Raw genomic sequence first — 15,971 nt, 5'->3', positions numbered from 1 at the left:
AGCAAAATCCGCGTAAACCCTCGCCCAATCGGGCGGGGATATAAGTGTAACCACCCCACCCTGCGTTTCAGTTTGCCAGGCCAAACAAAATGTTCTAAGGATGGCTCTTGTTATAACGCAAATCTCAGGCTAATCTTATCAGCATCATTTGATCCATCTCTATTCAAGGACAACGCCATGCCTTTTAATTTCAAAAACCTGCGCCGTGGTCTGCGCCAAACGCTGACTGTTACCGGGCTGTCGCTGGTACTGGGTGCCACTCCGGTGCTGGCGAATAATGCCACACTGCTGAATTCATCTTACGACGTTGCCCGCGAGCTGTTTGTCAGCTACAACGAACTCTTTGCTGCCCACTGGCAGCAACAAACCGGCCAGACCGTAGAAGTACGCCAGTCACACGGTGGTTCTTCTCGTCAGGCTCAAGCGATCATTCAGGGCTTGCGTGCGGATGTGGTGACTTTTAACCAGGTCACTGATATCGACATCCTGCACCAGCGCGGCAATCTGCTGCCGGCCAACTGGAACGAACAGCTCCCCAATGCCAGTTCACCTTATTATTCCACCATGGCGTTTCTGGTACGCAAGGACAACCCCAAAAACATCCGCGACTGGGATGATCTGGCTCGTGCCGATGTTTCACTGGTGCTGCCTAACCCGAAAACCTCCGGCAATGGCCGGTATTCTTATCTGGCCGCACTGGGTTTTGCCCAGTTGAAGTTTGGTCAGGATCAACAGGCCATTGATACCTTCATGCGTGGCTGGCTGAATCGTGTGGCGGTGTTTGATACCGGCGGACGCGGTGCCACCAATACCTTTGTCGATCGTGGTATCGGTGATGCATTGCTGACGTTTGAATCCGAACTGCATGGCATTCGTGCTGCTTACCCGGATCAGGATTTCCAGATTATTGTGCCCTCTGCCAGCTTTCTGGCTGAATTCCCGGTTGCAGTAGTGGAGCGCCACGCTGAGCGTAACGGCAATCTGGAACTGGCTCGGGCTTATTTGGCTCACCTGTACAGTGAAGATGCTCAGCGTTTGTTGTCGCGTGATTTTAGCTACCGTGTTCATCACGAAAAAGTAAAGGCTGAAACTGCTGCCAACTTCCCTGATTTACGCCTGTTGACCATTGATGACATTGCCGGCAGCTGGGACAAGGCCATGCAGGAACACTTTGCCAGTGGCGGTAAACTGGATCAGTTGCAGCGTCGGTAAGCCATCATGTCCAGCATCAGTCTGATTCGTAACCCCTTTCGTGTCACCGGCAGACAAGTTCTGCCGGGATTTGCCCTGAGCCTTGGCATTTCACTGCTGTTTGTCAGTCTGGTGCTGTTGCTGCCGCTCAGCGGTCTGCTGATGCAATCGGCGGGTATGGGCTGGAGTCATTACTGGTCGGTGATCAGTGATCCGCGTGTGGTGACCTCTTACCGGGTCACCTTGCAAATGGCTTTGGGAGCCTCGCTGCTGAACGGAGTGATTGGTCTGTTGCTGGCTTGGGTACTGGTGCGTTACACCTTCCCCGGCAAACGCCTGATTGATGCCCTGGTGGATCTGCCTTTTGCCCTGCCCACCGCAGTGGCAGGCATTACCCTGGCAACCCTTTTTGCTGAAGCGGGCTGGTATGGTCAGTGGTTGGCAGAAATGGGCATCAAGGTCGCTTACACACCTATCGGCATCATGGTTGCCATGCTTTTTACCAGCCTGCCGTTTGTGGTACGCAACGTGCAGCCAGTCATGGAAGACCTGAATGCCGGTGATGAAGAAGCCGCACTGAGTCTGGGTGCATCAGACTGGACGGTATTTTACCGGGTGATTTTTCCGACCCTGTGGCCAGCACTGGTAATGGGAATCATGCTGTCGTTTATCCGCAGCCTGGGTGAGTTTGGTGCCATCATTTTTATTGCTGGCAACATGCCCTACATCAGCGAAGTCACCAGCCTGATGATTTTTATCCGCCTGCAAGAATTTGATTATGCCGCTGCCAGTGCCATTGCATCGGTGATTTTACTGTCATCACTGGTCTTGTTGTTTGCCGTGAATGTGTGGCAAACCCGTTACCTCAAGCGCCTGAAAGGGAACTGAATCATGGCTCATGCAACATCCAGCCATCAGCAACGCATCGGTGACCAGCCTTGGTTAAGGCGCTTGTTAATCCTGCTGGCACTCACTTTTATTGGCTTGTTACTGGTGGTGCCACTGGTGGCCATTTTTGCTCAGGCATTCAGTGCCGGTGCCGGGTTGTTCTGGCAGAACCTGAGTGACCCTTATACCCTGCATGCCATTGGCCTGACCCTGCTGGTCGCAGCATTAACCGTACCCTTAAATCTGGTGTTTGGTGTGTTTCTGGCTTGGGTAGTCACACGTTTTGAATTTCCCGGTCGTAAGCTGCTGATGACACTAATCGACATCCCTTTTGCAGTTTCACCAGTTGTGGCCGGTCTGATGTATCTGCTGCTCTACGGCAGTAATGGCTGGATTGGTAGCTGGCTGATGGATCAGGACGTACAACTGATGTTTGCCTGGCCGGGCATAGTGATGGTCACGGTGTTTATCACTTGCCCGTTTGTAGCGCGGGAATTAATCCCGCTAATGCAACAACAGGGTTCTTCTGAAGAAGAAGCCGCACTGAGCCTGGGTGCCAGCGGCTGGCAAATGTTCCGCCGGGTCACCCTGCCGAACATTCAATGGGCACTGCTTTACGGTGTGGTACTGACCAATGCACGAGCCGTGGGTGAATTTGGTGCCGTGGCGGTGGTGTCCGGCAATATCCGTGGCGAAACCAACACCCTGCCACTGCATGTTGAGTTGCTCTATCAGGATTACAACCTGGTCGGTGCTTTCACCAGTGCCTCACTGCTGGCTTGCCTGGCCTTGCTGACACTGGTGGTAAAAACCTTCCTGGAATGGCGGCAGCACAAGACAAACCAATAAGTCATCAAATAAATACAGAGGAGCAGGCTACATGCTTTTCAGGACGCGTAAATACATCCATGTAAGCTCTGGCTGCAACATCCTGTTGCAGACAGCCTGAAAAGCAATAGCCTGCACCACTTCTGCGACATGATCGGGTGATCCAATGAGCATTCAAATTCAAAACGTCAGCAAAACCTTTGGTAGCTTTCAGGCCATCAAGCCGCTGGATCTGACCATTAACGAAGGTGAAATGGTGGGCCTGCTGGGGCCGTCCGGTTCCGGCAAAACTACCCTGCTGCGTATTATTGCCGGGCTGGAAACCACTGATTCAGGCAAAATCCTGTTCAGCGACAAGGACGTAACCCGCCTGCATGTGCGGGATCGTAAGGTGGGGTTTGTATTCCAGCATTACGCCTTGTTCCGCCATATGACAGTGGCAGAAAACATTGCTTTTGGTCTGGATGTATTACCACGTGATGAACGCCCCAGCAAAGCAGAGATCAAACAGCGGGTTGCTGAACTACTGGAAAAGGTGCAGCTGGGGCATCTGGCAGGCCGTTATCCGGGTCAGTTATCCGGTGGTCAGAAACAACGCGTGGCACTGGCACGAGCACTGGCAATGCAACCACGAGTATTGTTGCTGGATGAGCCCTTTGGTGCGCTGGATGCCAAGGTGCGTAAAGAGCTGCGCCGCTGGTTGCGTAATCTGCATGATGACCTGGGTTTCACCAGTGTATTTGTCACCCATGATCAGGAAGAAGCACTGGAAGTTTCTGACCGGGTAGTGGTGATGAGTCAGGGCCAGATCGAACAGCAGGCCACACCGCAGGATCTGTATCATCAACCCGCCAGCCGTTTTGTGTATGACTTTCTGGGGCAGGTGAATGTCTTTCAAGGAGAGGCAAAGGGTCAGAGATTACAGCAGGGCAAAGCATGGGTGGCTTTTCCTGTGGGTCAGGCTGCTGAAGCCGGCCAGTTATACCTGCGTTCACATGAGTTGACCCTGCAAGAGCTGCCATCGGATCAGGCCAATCTGCCATTGGTCGTAAAAGCCATCAACCTGATTGGTGCGGAAGTGCGGCTGGAGCTGGAAGCAGATGGTTGGCAGAGTGACGAACCCTGGGAGGTTGCCATCAGTCACACCCAATACAATGCCTGGCAACCCCAGCGCGGGGATCAATGTTATGCCGTGCCACTGGCCGCCCAGCTGTTTGTGGCCGGGCAGGATCAACAACCCCGCCCCTTGCGCTGGTTACCTACCGGACAGCGCCAACCCACAAGTGAGCCACTTAAACTGGCGGCCAACTGCCATTGATTCGAACTTCAGCAATCAAAGGACGCGCTCAAATTCTTTCATATTATTGGTGACCAGAGTAGCACCGATGCTTCTGGCATGGGCAGCGATATGCAGATCATTCACACCGATGGGGCCGGCTCTGTTTCTCTAGTTGAGCGCGGATATCGCCATAATGAAAAGCAGCTTGCTCACCATACTCCAGGTTAAAGCGAGCCATGGGCGAGGATTTACGCGGATTTTGCTAAAAAGCGCTGTGTTCTTTAACACCTTTCCAGCGCAGAAAACTGTTGATCAGATGACGTGAGATTGAGGTGGCCGGTGGTAATTCCGGCAACTGGTCAAAGGGATACCAGCGGGCATCCTCAATCTCCACACCATCGAATTGAATATCTCCAGCCTGATACTCTGCCCAGTAACCCAGCATCAATGAATGGGGGAAAGGCCAAGATTGGCTGCCCAGATAACGTAGATTACCGATCTGTACACCCACCTCTTCCATCACCTCCCGATGTAATGCCTGTTCTGCGGATTCGCCGGTTTCAATGAATCCAGCCAGAGTGCTGTAAACCCCCGGTGCAAAACGTGGGCCGCGAGCCAGCAGCAAAGCATCTTCGCGCCAGACCAGCGTAATAATACAGGGGGAAACTCTGGGGTAATGACGCAGATGGCAGCGGGGGCATTCACGAGCGTATTCGTCCTTGCGGCTCTCGGTTTTTGTGCCACAACGCCCGCAGTACCGATGTTGTTCATTCCAACTGGCCAGCCCTGCTGCAGTGGTGAGCAGATCAAAGGTATTGGCATCACTTTGCAGCAACCAGCTGCGCAAACCCGGCCAGTCTGCTTTTTTGGCTTCCCCTCGCTGCGCCTGACGCAACAGCAGCGGCAAACCTTTCCAGCGCCCGATCACCACCAAACTGGCGTGATCTTTCGCATGGTAATAATCCCGTTCCAACCATAACGGCCAGCCAGGTTGTGGCTGATTAACCGGGCGGATGGCACCGGAGCCACAAGTGATAATGCCAATCACTTCGCCCGGCTGAATACTCTGTTGCCCCCGTTCAAAATCGGGTAAAGGGCGCTGTTGTGGGAAGTCAGCCTGAATGGGGTGCCACATCGTTGGATTCTCCGCTAGGGTTTTCCATGTCCAGCCACATACAACTGCCGCCGGATTTTTTCTTGATACGCTCCAGCTTGGCGTAGTGCTCGGTTTGTTCTTCCGCAGTGGCTTGCAAGACTTTTAATGCCGGGCGTTGAGAATCCACCCGGCGAGTACTGGCCAGCAGACCCTGATGATCACCGCTGAGTTCATCACTTTCACCACCCAGCAGCAGTGTGGTCTGCCCGCCGGTCATGGTCAGATAAACGTCGGCCAGTATCTCCGAGTCCAGCAAGGCGCCGTGCAGGGTTCTGCCGGAGTTATCCACTTCATAACGCTTACAAAGGGCATCCAGGCTGTTTCTCTGCCCAGGATGCCGCCGACGGGCATAAGCCAGAGTGTCAAACACCTTGCAATAATCGGCAATTTTTCCGTAACGCTGCTGCCCCAACTGCTGGTTGATCCAGCCCAGCTCGGCATCCAGAAAGCCTAGGTCAAAGGGCGCGTTGTGGATCAGTAGTTCACTGCCTTCGATGTAACTGACAAAGGCATCGGCCACTTCGATAAACAGGGGTTTGTCTTTTAAGTCTTCCCAGGTGAAACCGTGCACCTGAGTGGCTTCGATATCAATTTCCCGTTCGGGGTTGATATACACATGATAGTTATTGCCGGTGAATTTACGGCTGATCAGCTCCACACAACCGATTTCAATCAGTCGATGGCCTTCTTTCGGATCCATGCCGGTGGTTTCGGTATCCAGTACAACCTGTCTCATGATGCTGTGGTTCCTGACTCTTGTAATGCCGGATTAGGATCGGTGACACCCCGATTGGCCAGTGCATCAGCCGCTTCGTTACCTGGGTCACCGGCATGACCTTTCACCCAGTGCCATTCAATGGTATGACGCGCCGCCTGTTCATTCAGTTGCTGCCAGAGATCCTTGTTTTTCACGGCAGAGCCAGAAGCGGTTTTCCAGTTTTTCTTTTTCCAGTTATGCAGCCACTGGGTAATGCCTTGGCGCACATACTGGGAATCGGTATGCAGATCCACATGACAGGAGCGCTTCAATGTCTTCAAGGCAGAGATGGCCGCCAGCAACTCCATACGATTGTTGGTGGTATCACGCTCACCACCCCATAGCTCTTTTTCAACACTGCCATAACGAAGCAGAGCACCCCAGCCACCTGGGCCGGGGTTTCCCTTGCAGGCACCATCAGTGTAGATCACCACTTTTTTGGTGGATTCAGGTTTAGATTGTTCAGACAAAATCACTTCTCTATTTTTAAACTGTTGCGGGTAGGAGAGCTTACCGGCTGAACGGGGAGCCATCCAGTGTTTTTCAGTTTGCTGACTGGTCGCATCGGGCTGCCAATACGTTTTTTGATTCGCAGCATATAAATCCCGGCAAATGGCCAGCATTTTTGATCCAGACGATGATCCAGACTACGCAGACGCTGCTGGAATTTGACCCGGTTACAAGGCGGGCGATGAAATACCTGCTGCTGTTGCTCCAGCTGTAAATCCAGAAACTCCAGCCAGTCGTGCATTTTACTCTGGCTCAGAAAACGTGCATCGATCAAGGATCGAATTGGTTCAGCCTGCATAAAAGACGGTAATAAACGCGCCAGCCCCCAAAGACTGAGCGGATTAAAACTCAGCACCACCAATTCACCTTTTGGCAAGGTGACTCGTGCGGCTTCTTTTAACAGTGCATGAGGGCGCGAATAAAGCTCCAGCGAGTGGTGCAGAATCACCAGATCCATCGAATCATCGGGTAAGGGCAAGGCCGCAGGATCAGCAATCAGGCAAGATGGGTGCTCAGCCAGTTCCGCAACGGGCCGCCATTCCAAGTGATGACGGATACTGGAGTTTTTTAACAAGGGCTGCAAAGGGCAGGAACCCAGACACAAAAGATGGTAGCCCCGTTGTTCTTCCAGCAGAGGTTGTAACAAACGCTGCTCGGTGGATAGCACTTCTTGCCCCAGCGGGGAACCCCAGAAGTGTTGCCAACCTTGCCAGACCTGAAGGTTCAGCTCTGAGAGTTGTTTTTGCACATGCATGACTTCTGCCGTAAAGTATTTGCTATGAGGTTTGATCCATCCAGATTAACACAGCTGCCGACAATAACAGGGATAACCAACGATGCTTGATGTGATTTCCATTCCAGCCTTTAACGACAACTACATCTGGCTACTGCGTACCGCTGGTGACAAACGCTGCTGGGTAGTAGACCCCGGTGATGCCCAGCCGGTTCAGCGTTATCTAGAGTCTGAAGGTTTACACCTCGAAGGTATCCTGCTGACCCACCATCATGCTGATCATATTGGTGGTGTGATGGAGCTGGCGACCAAGGGAGTGACAGTGATTGGTGCTCTGCAGGACATTTATCGCCTGCCACCACTGAATGTACAAGTCACTGGCGGCGATCGTTTTCAGCTGCTGGGGCATACCCTGCAGGTGCTGGAGCTACCCGGCCATACCCTGGGGCATGTAGCGTTTGTGGCACTGGATCATCAGCCACCGCTGCTGTTCTGTGGTGATACCTTGTTTGCCGGTGGTTGTGGCCGTTTGTTTGAAGGCACGGCTGAACAGATGCACGCATCTTTGCAGACTATTGCCAATCTACCGGATTCCACCCAGGTGTATGCTGCTCATGAATACACCCTGAGCAACCTGGAGTTTGCCAGCCGAGTTGAGCCGAACAATCCTCAATTGCAACAGCGCTTGCAGGACTGCCGCGACAAAAGAGCGCAAAACCTGTCTACCCTGCCCTCTACCTTATTGCTGGAGAAAGCTACCAACCCTTTTCTACGCATTGCCCAACCAGAGGTGAGACTAGCCTTACAGCAATACTTCCCTGATGCCTCCTGTAAAGAAGATGCGGATGCTTTTCGCCTGCTCAGAAGCTGGAAGGACAAGGCTTGATACAGGTATGAAACAGCACAGTTACCAGTGATTACTTGTTACAGGCTTATTGGATGAATAGAATGTCATCTATTCGTTAACAAACCTTGATACACGATTTTTATGCCAAAAAATGATTTTTTCACTGCAACTCCGGCACTACCTTTACTCTTGCCACTGGTAGGTACCGGGCTAAAAAAACATATAAAAACCATTGCGTTAATTGGATTTGCAGGGCTGTTTCTGCAAGGTTGCCAATCTCTACCCCACAATGACGTTCAACAATTGCAGCCATCAGCGCCTTCAGAAATGCCTTTAGCAGCGCCTTCAGAAATGCCTTTAGCAGCGCCTTCGGAAGCACCGACACAGGAAATCTGGAATCAACTGAGCAGTAGCCAGCAGTTATCCAGCGTCCGCCATCACGATGATCTTTCTGGCCTTTCAAACCTGCTGGCTTCGTCGCCCAAAGCCGACTGGCGTCACTGGCAAGAACCAGTATTATCTGAGTATGACCTGTGGGATCGGCTACGTGAAAACCTGTCCATGGATATCAGCAGTGATGATCCACGAGTGATTGCCCAGATGAACTGGTACCGCCGTCATCCGGATTATATGGATCGTGTTGCCCAGCGCGCCAGCCGTTACATGTTCCATGTACTGGAAGAAATTGAGCGCCGTGGCCTGCCCGGTGAGCTGGCACTGCTGCCAATCGTGGAAAGTGCTTATGATCCGTTTGCCTATTCACATGGTCGTGCTTCCGGCATGTGGCAGTTCATCCCCGGCACAGCTCGGCATTTTGGGCTAGAAAACAACTGGTGGTACGATGGCCGCCGTGATGTGATTGCCTCCACCGATGCAGCCCTGACCTACCTGACTCAACTGAACCGTCGCTTTGATGACTGGCATCTGGCACTGGCGGCCTACAATGCCGGTGGTGGCAATGTAAACCGTGCCCTGCGCCACAACCGTAATGCTGGTGGCAACGGCACCTTCTGGGAACTGAACCTGCCTGCAGAAACCCTGGCTTATGTGCCAAAAATGGTGGCTCTGGCACGTTTGATTGCTGACCCCGAAGCCAAGGGTATCAACCTGACCTCCATCCCCAATCAGCCCTATTTTGCTGCAGTGGATACCAAAGGACAGATTGATCTGGCACTGGCAGCAGAGTTGTCAGAAATTGGCATGAATGAGCTGTATCTGCTGAATCCAGGATTCAGCCAGTGGGCCACCAGCCCGGAAGGCCCACACCGTCTGCTGGTGCCAGTTGAGAACGCAGCCATTCTGGCAGCCAATCTTGAGAACCTGCCACCACGCCAACGCATGAGCTGGCAGCGGTATCGTGTCAAATCCGGTGACAGCCTGCTAACTATCTCCAGCCGTTTTAACACCACGCCCAGCATGATTCGTGATGCCAACCAGCTGCGTGGTGACATCATTCGTGCCGGTCACGAACTGCTGATCCCAATTCCCAGCCAGGATGTACGCCAGTATGCCCTGAGTGAAGATCAACGCCTGCAGCGTCGCCAGAATGTTGCTCGTCAGGGTAACCGCATTGAGCATCTGGTGCAGTCCGGTGACAGTTTCTGGTTACTGGCGCGCCGTCATGGCATCAGTGTGCGTGAGCTGGCCAGCTGGAACAACATGGCACCCGGCGACCCCCTGATTGCCGGTCAGCGCCTGGTGATCTGGTCAAGAACTGACAATGCCCGCACAGTTGCCAGCGCCAATAACCGCAGTGTTATCCGTCGGGTTAACTACACCGTCCGTAATGGTGATAATCTGGCGAACATTGCCAGCCGATTCCGCGTTAGTGTCAGTGATATTGCCCGCTGGAACAACATCAATATCAGCCGTTATTTGCAGCCCGGACAGAACCTGACCCTGCATGTTGATGTCACACGCAACTGATTATTTTATCTGACAACCAAAACCAGGGAGTAAGCCTTTATGCTGGGAAAAACCATCTTATCCTCTCCATTACGCAAACTGATGGTGTTATCCCTGTTACCCGGCATGTTTTTACTGGTCACAACAGCTCAGGCAGCAGCCGAGCCGATTTGTAAACACGCCCTGACCCTGCATGGTGAAGCAAAATACCCAGCTGACTTCACTCATCTTGAGTACGTTAATCCCAATGCCCCCAAAGGTGGCAGTCTGCGCCAGGCACCACCTGGCGGTACCTTTGACAGCCTGAATCCTTTTATCATTCAGGGCACTGCAGCAGCAGGATTGGGCAATATCTATGACAGCCTCACCTACCACTCAGCTGATGAACCCTTTACCGAATATGGTCTGCTGGCTCGTTGCATCCGGCTTGATCCTGCCGGTCACTGGGTCGAGTTTGAACTGCACCCACACGCCCGTTTCCATGACGGCAAACCTGTCACCGCAGAGGATGTGGCTTTCACCTTTGAACTGCTGCGTGAAAAAGGCCGCCCCTTTTACCGGGCTTATTATGCCGACATCAGTAACATTCAGGTGTTGAGCCCACAACGCATCCGTTTTGAGCTGGCCAGCAATACCAACCGTGAGTTACCGCTGATTATCGGCCAGGTGCCAATTCTGCCAAAACACGACTGGCAGGATCGGGATTTCACCCATCCATCCCTGGATATTCCTGTCGGCAGCGGCCCCTATCGGGTTGCCGAAGTTGACTCAGGTCGTCGGATTATTTATCAGCGGGTTGAAAACTACTGGGGTGCTGATCTGCCCATCAACCAAGGTCGTAACAACATCAACCGGCTGATTTATGATTATTACCGTGATGCCACAGTAGCACTGGAAGCTTTTAAGGCTGGTCGACTGGATTTTAGGCTGGAAAATATCGCCCGCAACTGGGCAACAGGCTACAGCGGATCGGCGCTGTCAGCCGGTGACATACTGCTGGAAAGCATTCCACACCAGAACTCCTCTGGCATGCAGGGCTTTTTCTTTAATACCCGTCGAGATGTCTTCAGTGATCCACGAGTACGCCTGGCATTGACCCAGATGTTTGATTTTGAATGGTCCAATCAGCAGCTGTTCCACAATGCTTATACCCGCACCCTGAGTTATTTCAGTAACTCTGAGCTGGCCAGCAGTGGACTGCCACAAGGGCGTGAACTGGCAAAACTGGAACCTTTCCGTGATCAACTGCCTGCGGCAGTGTTTGAGCAGAAATACACCCTGCCGGTAACGGATGGCAGTGGCAACCTGCGCCCACAAACCCGTGAAGCCCTGCGTTTGCTGCGTGAGGCTGGTTGGCAGATGGATGGACGGCGGCTGGTGAATGCTCAGGGGCAACAGCTGCGTTTTGAAATCCTGATGCATGACTCTTCTTTTGAGCGGGTAGTGCTGCCCTGGCGGCAAAATCTGGAGCGTATTGGTATCCGTATGGATGTGCGAGTGGTGGATGTCACCCAATACCTCAATCGCCTGCGTCAGTTTGATTACGACATGACTATCTCCACTTTGGGACAGAGCCTGTCACCCGGCAATGAGCAACGGGAATTCTTTCATTCCGAATTTGCCCAGTCCCCGGATGGTCGCAACCTGGCCGGTATTCAACACCCAGTGGTGGATGCACTGGTGGAACAGCTGATAGCTGCTCGTGACCGTGAAACCCTGATCACCACCACCCGCGCGCTGGATCGGGTATTGCTGTGGGGACATTATGTGATTCCCCACTGGCACCTGAATGAATACCGCATTGCTCGTCGCAACAATGTCCATATTCCAGAGGTGCGCCCACCCTATGGCCTGCCAGTGGATGCCTGGTGGGTGGAATGATCTGGCGGGCTGATTAAGCATGGCGCCTTATCTGCTGCGTCGTTTGTTGCTCATCCCCCCCACCCTGCTGGGTATTCTGCTGTTGAACTTTGTCATCATTCAGGCCGCCCCCGGTGGCCCGATTGAACAGGTGATGGCTCAGATGGGTGGAATGGATGCCATGGGCAGTACCCGACTGGATTCATCCGGTGGTGAGTCGGTCAGCAGTGGTGACGAAGGTGGCTCGGCTTATCGTGGCTCGCGGGGTGTGGATGCCCGTTTTATTGCTGAGCTGGAACAGCAGTTCGGTTTTGACAAACCAGCCCATGAACGTTTTTTACTGATGGTTGGTAACTACCTGCGTTTTGATCTGGGTGAGAGTTTTTTCCGTGGACGCAGTGTCACCGAGCTGATCCTGGAAAAAATGCCGGTGTCCATTTCGCTGGGACTCTGGTCTACCCTGCTGATTTACCTGATTTCCATCCCCCTGGGTATTCACAAGGCCTTAAAACATGGCAGCCGTTTTGATGTCTGGACTTCCTCGGTGGTGATTATCGGTTATGCCATTCCCGGCTTTTTGTTTGCCATCCTACTGATTGTGCTGTTTGCCGGTGGCAGTTATCTGGATTGGTTTCCACTACGTGGCCTGACTTCAGAAAACTTCAATGAACTCAGTACGTTTGGCAAGATTCTGGATTATTTCTGGCACCTGACATTACCAGTACTGGCAATGACCATTTCCGGTTTTGCCACCCTCACCCTACTGACCAAAAATTCCTTTCTGGACGAGATCCACAAGCAGTATGTACTGACTGCCCGTGCCAAAGGGGTCAGTGAACGCCAGGTGCTGTACGGGCATGTATTCCGTAATGCCATGCTGATTATTATTGCCGGGATGCCTGCTGCACTGGTGAGTATCTTTTTCACCGGCTCCCTGCTGATTGAGGTGATTTTTTCACTGGATGGCCTGGGGCTGCTGGGTTTTGAAGCGGTGGTACAGCGAGATTATCCAGTGGTGTTCGGTACACTTTATCTTTTTACGCTGATTGGGCTGGTGTTAAAACTCATCAGTGATCTGACTTATATGCTGGTTGATCCGCGCATTGATTTTTCTTCGAGGGAAAACTGATGTCACCGCTGCATCTTTCCCCTCTGAATCAGCGCCGCTGGCAACTGTTTAAATCCAATCGCCGCGCCTGGTGGTCACTCTGGGCTTTTCTGCTGATGTTTGGCATCAGCCTGGTGGCCGAACTGGTTGCCAATGACAAACCCCTGCTGGTGAGTTACAACGGCAGCCTGTATTTGCCCATGCTCAGGGATTATCAGGAAACCGAGTTTGGTGGTGATTTACCGCTGGCAGCCGATTTCCGTGATGCTTACCTGCTGGAGATCATTCAGGACAATGGCTGGATTCTCTGGCCGTTGATTCCCTTCAGCCATGCCACCATCAACTACAACCTAACCCAGCCTGCACCAGCGCCACCTTCTTCTGAGAACTGGTTAGGCACCGATGATCAGGGGCGTGATGTGCTGGCACGGGTGATCTACAGTCTGCGCCTGTCGATCCTGTTTGCCCTGGTACTCACACTGGGCAGTAGTCTGGTGGGTATTCTGGTCGGTGCACTGCAGGGTTATTACGGCGGTCGGCTGGATCTCTGGGGGCAGCGTTTTATTGAAATCTGGTCGGGATTACCCACCCTGTTTGTACTGATTATTCTTGCCAGCATGATCACGCCAGGTTTCTGGTGGTTATTGTTGATTCTGCTGCTGTTCAGCTGGACAACCCTGGTGGATCTGGTGCGTGCTGAATGCCTGCGCGCCCGCAATCTTGAATACGTGCGTGCCGCCCGCGCGCTGGGTCTGCCTAACCGGCAGATTTTGTTGCGCCATGTTTTGCCTAACGCTATGGTCGCCACCCTGACGTTTTTACCCTTTTTATTCACCGGAGCCGTCACTACCCTGACTGCGCTGGATTTTCTCGGTTTTGGTTTGCCACCCGGCACCCCGTCACTGGGTGAGCTGGTGGCACAGGGCAAGGCCAACCTGCAATCGCCCTGGCTGGGACTGACTGCTTTTATGACGCTGGCTATTCTGCTGACACTGCTGGTCTTTATTGGTGAAGGTGTGCGGGATGCCTTTGATCCCCGCAAAACCCTCAGCCCGCAAGGGGATAAATCATGACCCCTGCTCCACTGCTGCAGATCAAAGATCTGAATGTCACTTTTGACCAGAATACTCCCGCCTTGCAGGGTATCAACCTGACTCTGCAACGTGGTGAAACCCTGGCACTGGTGGGCGAAAGCGGTTCAGGCAAGTCGGTTACAGCACTGGCAACCCTGGGGTTGTTAGCTGATAACGCCCGTGTCAGTGGCAGCATTCAGCTGGCACAAGGAGAAAACCCGGCGCAGGAACTCGTCAATCTGGATGAAAAGGGGTTTCGTCGCCTGCGAGGACATCGTATGGCAATGATTTTTCAGGAACCCATGACCTCGCTGAATCCCCTGCATCGGGTAGAAAAGCAGATCATCGAAAGCCTGCGATTACATCAGGGATTAACCGGCGAAACAGCCCGTCAGCGTTGTATTGAGTTGTTACAAGCGGTCAAACTGCCCGACCCACAACGTCTGGCACGTGCCTGGCCACATCAGTTATCCGGTGGTCAACGCCAACGGGTGATGATTGCCATGGCACTGTCCAACAATCCAGATATTCTGCTGGCCGATGAACCCACCACCGCACTGGATGTAACGGTACAACAACAGATATTGGATCTGCTGCGAGAACTGCAGCAGCAACTGGGTATGGCGATTCTGCTGATCACCCATGATCTGAATCTGGTGCGCCAGTACAGTGATCGTGTGGCTGTAATGCATCGGGGCAAGCTGGTCGAAACCCAGAATACCCCTGAGCTGTTTGCCAATCCTCAGGCTGATTACACCCGTCAGCTGTTAAACAGTGAACCCTCCGGGCAGGCTCCGGCTCTGCAGGCAGATGCACCCCTGCTTTTGCAGGTGAACAACCTGCGGGTTGAGTTTCCCCGCACTGCCACCAGCCTGTTGCCGTGGAAAAAGCCTGCACCCTTTGTAGCGGTACAGGATCAATCACTGACACTGCATGCCGGTGAAACGCTTGGAATTGTTGGAGAAAGTGGCTCCGGGAAAACCACCCTGGCACTGGCACTGCTGAGGCTGCAAGCGATTGCTGCCGGTGAAATCAAACTGGAAGGCACCGCTTTAAATCAGTTAAAACAACAACAGCTGTTGCCTTGGCGGCGCAAGATGCAAATTGTGTTTCAGGATCCTTACGGCAGCCTCAGCCCACGCATGACTGTGGCAGATATAGTGGCGGAGGGTTTAAAGCTGCATCAACCTGAACTGTCGACTGCTCAACTAGATGCCGCTGTTTGTCAGGTACTGGAAGAAGTGGGGCTGGAAACTGCCGCACGCTTTCGTTATCCCCATGAGTTTTCCGGTGGTCAGCGCCAGCGTATTGCCATTGCCCGCGCCCTTATCCTTAAACCACGGCTGCTGGTGCTGGATGAACCCACTTCAGCACTGGATCGCAGTGTACAGGCACAGGTCATACAGCTGCTGCGTGATCTGCAGCAGAAGCACCGTTTAAGTTACCTGTTCATCAGCCACGATCTACGGGTGATTCGGGCATTGAGCCACCGGATTCTGGTGATGAAAGACGGCCAGCAAGTGGAAACAGCTGCAACAGAAATACTCTTTAATCAGCCAGAAAACGACTATACTCGCGCGCTGCTGAAAGCTGCGGGATTCTGATTTTTTTATTGAGGTAATCATGCCTGACTCGTGGTGATGTTTTTTCTGCTTGGCCTGCTGTCAGGGCTGGTTAAAAAGGAAAGACGCCCGATTCTGGACGTGGCAACAGAAGAGACGGAAATCACCCGCGAAGAGCTGGAACGACTGCTCGACCCGGAGAAATTAATACGCGACAGAATTTAGCAAAATCCGCGTAAACCCTCGCCCAATCGGGCGGGGATATAAGCGGGAA

16 protein-coding genes are annotated in these 15,971 nt (G+C 53.0%); 11 read left to right on the top strand and 5 right to left on the bottom strand.

Annotation, left to right across the window (positions count from 1 at the left end):
- The first annotated feature begins 177 nt into the window (after positions 1-177).
- From cysP to IBX50_RS10285, 4 genes are all read left to right on the top strand, one after another.
- Positions 178-1,212: a thiosulfate ABC transporter substrate-binding protein CysP gene (gene cysP / locus IBX50_RS10300; RefSeq protein ID WP_292255618.1), complete on the top strand. Its 1,035-nt coding sequence runs from the start codon at positions 178-180 to the stop codon at positions 1,210-1,212.
- Between the two features lie 6 nt (positions 1,213-1,218).
- Positions 1,219-2,079 carry a sulfate/thiosulfate ABC transporter permease CysT gene (cysT, locus tag IBX50_RS10295; RefSeq protein WP_292255617.1) on the top strand — a complete coding sequence of 287 codons (861 nt, stop codon included), beginning with the start codon at positions 1,219-1,221 and terminating at the stop codon, positions 2,077-2,079.
- 3 nt (positions 2,080-2,082) lie between these two features.
- The gene (gene cysW / locus IBX50_RS10290; RefSeq protein WP_292255615.1) at positions 2,083-2,928 is read left to right on the top strand and encodes a sulfate ABC transporter permease subunit CysW; all 846 of its coding nucleotides are present in this window, start codon (positions 2,083-2,085) and stop codon (positions 2,926-2,928) included.
- A 145-nt stretch (positions 2,929-3,073) separates the two neighbouring features.
- Positions 3,074-4,225: a TOBE-like domain-containing protein gene (locus IBX50_RS10285; protein ID WP_292255613.1), complete on the top strand. Its 1,152-nt coding sequence runs from the start codon at positions 3,074-3,076 to the stop codon at positions 4,223-4,225.
- 223 nt (positions 4,226-4,448) lie between these two features.
- Here the strand turns inward: IBX50_RS10285 and nudC are convergent, their stop codons facing one another.
- Genes nudC through IBX50_RS10265 form a run of 4 tightly spaced genes read right to left on the bottom strand, consistent with a single transcriptional unit; the run spans position 4,449 to position 7,363 of the window.
- Positions 4,449-5,321: an NAD(+) diphosphatase gene (nudC, locus tag IBX50_RS10280; RefSeq protein WP_292255611.1), complete on the bottom strand. Its 873-nt coding sequence runs from the start codon at positions 5,319-5,321 to the stop codon at positions 4,449-4,451.
- Positions 5,299-6,078 carry a DNA polymerase III subunit epsilon gene (gene dnaQ / locus IBX50_RS10275; protein WP_292255609.1) on the bottom strand — a complete coding sequence of 260 codons (780 nt, stop codon included), beginning with the start codon at positions 6,076-6,078 and terminating at the stop codon, positions 5,299-5,301. The genes nudC and dnaQ overlap by 23 nt, the downstream gene beginning before the upstream one ends.
- On the bottom strand, positions 6,075-6,569 hold the full coding sequence (gene rnhA, locus IBX50_RS10270) for a ribonuclease HI (protein ID WP_292255608.1): 495 nt from the start codon (positions 6,567-6,569) through the stop codon (positions 6,075-6,077). The genes dnaQ and rnhA overlap by 4 nt, the downstream gene beginning before the upstream one ends.
- 2 nt (positions 6,570-6,571) lie before the next feature.
- Positions 6,572-7,363, bottom strand: a complete 792-nt coding sequence (locus IBX50_RS10265) for a class I SAM-dependent methyltransferase (RefSeq protein WP_292255607.1) — start codon at positions 7,361-7,363, stop codon at positions 6,572-6,574.
- Positions 7,364-7,445: 82 nt separating this feature from the next.
- Here IBX50_RS10265 and gloB point away from each other — a divergent pair, with 82 nt between their 5' ends.
- Positions 7,446-8,228, top strand: coding sequence for a hydroxyacylglutathione hydrolase (gene gloB, locus IBX50_RS10260; RefSeq protein WP_292255605.1), 783 nt, complete (start codon positions 7,446-7,448; stop codon positions 8,226-8,228).
- 121 nt (positions 8,229-8,349) lie between these two features.
- On the opposite strand, the gene IBX50_RS10255 is transcribed toward gloB, so the two are convergent.
- Positions 8,350-8,502, bottom strand: a complete 153-nt coding sequence (locus tag IBX50_RS10255) for a hypothetical protein (RefSeq protein ID WP_292255604.1) — start codon at positions 8,500-8,502, stop codon at positions 8,350-8,352.
- Between the two features lie 38 nt (positions 8,503-8,540).
- Between IBX50_RS10255 and IBX50_RS10250 the strand changes: the two genes are divergently transcribed.
- Genes IBX50_RS10250 through IBX50_RS10225 form a run of 6 tightly spaced genes read left to right on the top strand, consistent with a single transcriptional unit; the run spans position 8,541 to position 15,922 of the window.
- Positions 8,541-10,115, top strand: coding sequence for a LysM peptidoglycan-binding domain-containing protein (locus tag IBX50_RS10250; RefSeq protein WP_292255603.1), 1,575 nt, complete (start codon positions 8,541-8,543; stop codon positions 10,113-10,115).
- A 39-nt stretch (positions 10,116-10,154) separates the two neighbouring features.
- Entirely contained in the window at positions 10,155-11,975 is a 1,821-nt protein-coding gene (locus tag IBX50_RS10245) for an extracellular solute-binding protein (protein WP_292255601.1), read from the top strand.
- Positions 11,976-11,994: 19 nt separating this feature from the next.
- Positions 11,995-13,083 (top strand): microcin C ABC transporter permease YejB, encoded by a 1,089-nt coding sequence (locus tag IBX50_RS10240; protein WP_292255599.1) that lies wholly within the window; start codon positions 11,995-11,997, stop codon positions 13,081-13,083.
- Positions 13,083-14,135, top strand: a complete 1,053-nt coding sequence (locus IBX50_RS10235; protein WP_292255598.1) for an ABC transporter permease — start codon at positions 13,083-13,085, stop codon at positions 14,133-14,135. Before IBX50_RS10240 ends, IBX50_RS10235 begins: the two co-directional genes overlap by 1 nt.
- Positions 14,132-15,739, top strand: coding sequence for an ABC transporter ATP-binding protein (locus IBX50_RS10230; RefSeq protein ID WP_292255597.1), 1,608 nt, complete (start codon positions 14,132-14,134; stop codon positions 15,737-15,739). The genes IBX50_RS10235 and IBX50_RS10230 overlap by 4 nt, the downstream gene beginning before the upstream one ends.
- A 36-nt stretch (positions 15,740-15,775) precedes the next feature.
- On the top strand, positions 15,776-15,922 hold the full coding sequence (locus IBX50_RS10225; protein WP_292255595.1) for a hypothetical protein: 147 nt from the start codon (positions 15,776-15,778) through the stop codon (positions 15,920-15,922).
- Positions 15,923-15,971: the final 49 nt, after the last annotated feature.

It is taken from the genome of Marinospirillum sp. (assembly GCF_014859565.1).
This window is presented reverse-complemented; position numbering and strand designations above follow the sequence as displayed.

Bases quoted from the DNA above. Each gene is read 5' to 3' on its own strand.
- cysP (WP_292255618.1), top strand. From the start codon at position 178: ATGCCTTTTAATTTCAAAAACCTGCGCCGTGGTCTGCGCCAAACGCTG.
- cysT (WP_292255617.1), top strand. From the start codon at position 1,219: ATGTCCAGCATCAGTCTGATTCGTAACCCCTTTCGTGTCACCGGCAGA.
- cysW (WP_292255615.1), top strand. From the start codon at position 2,083: ATGGCTCATGCAACATCCAGCCATCAGCAACGCATCGGTGACCAGCCT.
- IBX50_RS10285 (WP_292255613.1), top strand. From the start codon at position 3,074: ATGAGCATTCAAATTCAAAACGTCAGCAAAACCTTTGGTAGCTTTCAG.
- nudC (WP_292255611.1), bottom strand. From the start codon at position 5,321: ATGTGGCACCCCATTCAGGCTGACTTCCCACAACAGCGCCCTTTACCC.
- dnaQ (WP_292255609.1), bottom strand. From the start codon at position 6,078: ATGAGACAGGTTGTACTGGATACCGAAACCACCGGCATGGATCCGAAA.
- IBX50_RS10265 (WP_292255607.1), bottom strand. From the start codon at position 7,363: ATGCATGTGCAAAAACAACTCTCAGAGCTGAACCTTCAGGTCTGGCAA.
- gloB (WP_292255605.1), top strand. From the start codon at position 7,446: ATGCTTGATGTGATTTCCATTCCAGCCTTTAACGACAACTACATCTGG.
- IBX50_RS10255 (WP_292255604.1), bottom strand. From the start codon at position 8,502: ATGGCTGCAATTGTTGAACGTCATTGTGGGGTAGAGATTGGCAACCTT.
- IBX50_RS10250 (WP_292255603.1), top strand. From the start codon at position 8,541: ATGCCTTTAGCAGCGCCTTCGGAAGCACCGACACAGGAAATCTGGAAT.
- IBX50_RS10245 (WP_292255601.1), top strand. From the start codon at position 10,155: ATGCTGGGAAAAACCATCTTATCCTCTCCATTACGCAAACTGATGGTG.
- IBX50_RS10240 (WP_292255599.1), top strand. From the start codon at position 11,995: ATGGCGCCTTATCTGCTGCGTCGTTTGTTGCTCATCCCCCCCACCCTG.
- IBX50_RS10235 (WP_292255598.1), top strand. From the start codon at position 13,083: ATGTCACCGCTGCATCTTTCCCCTCTGAATCAGCGCCGCTGGCAACTG.
- IBX50_RS10230 (WP_292255597.1), top strand. From the start codon at position 14,132: ATGACCCCTGCTCCACTGCTGCAGATCAAAGATCTGAATGTCACTTTT.
- IBX50_RS10225 (WP_292255595.1), top strand. From the start codon at position 15,776: ATGTTTTTTCTGCTTGGCCTGCTGTCAGGGCTGGTTAAAAAGGAAAGA.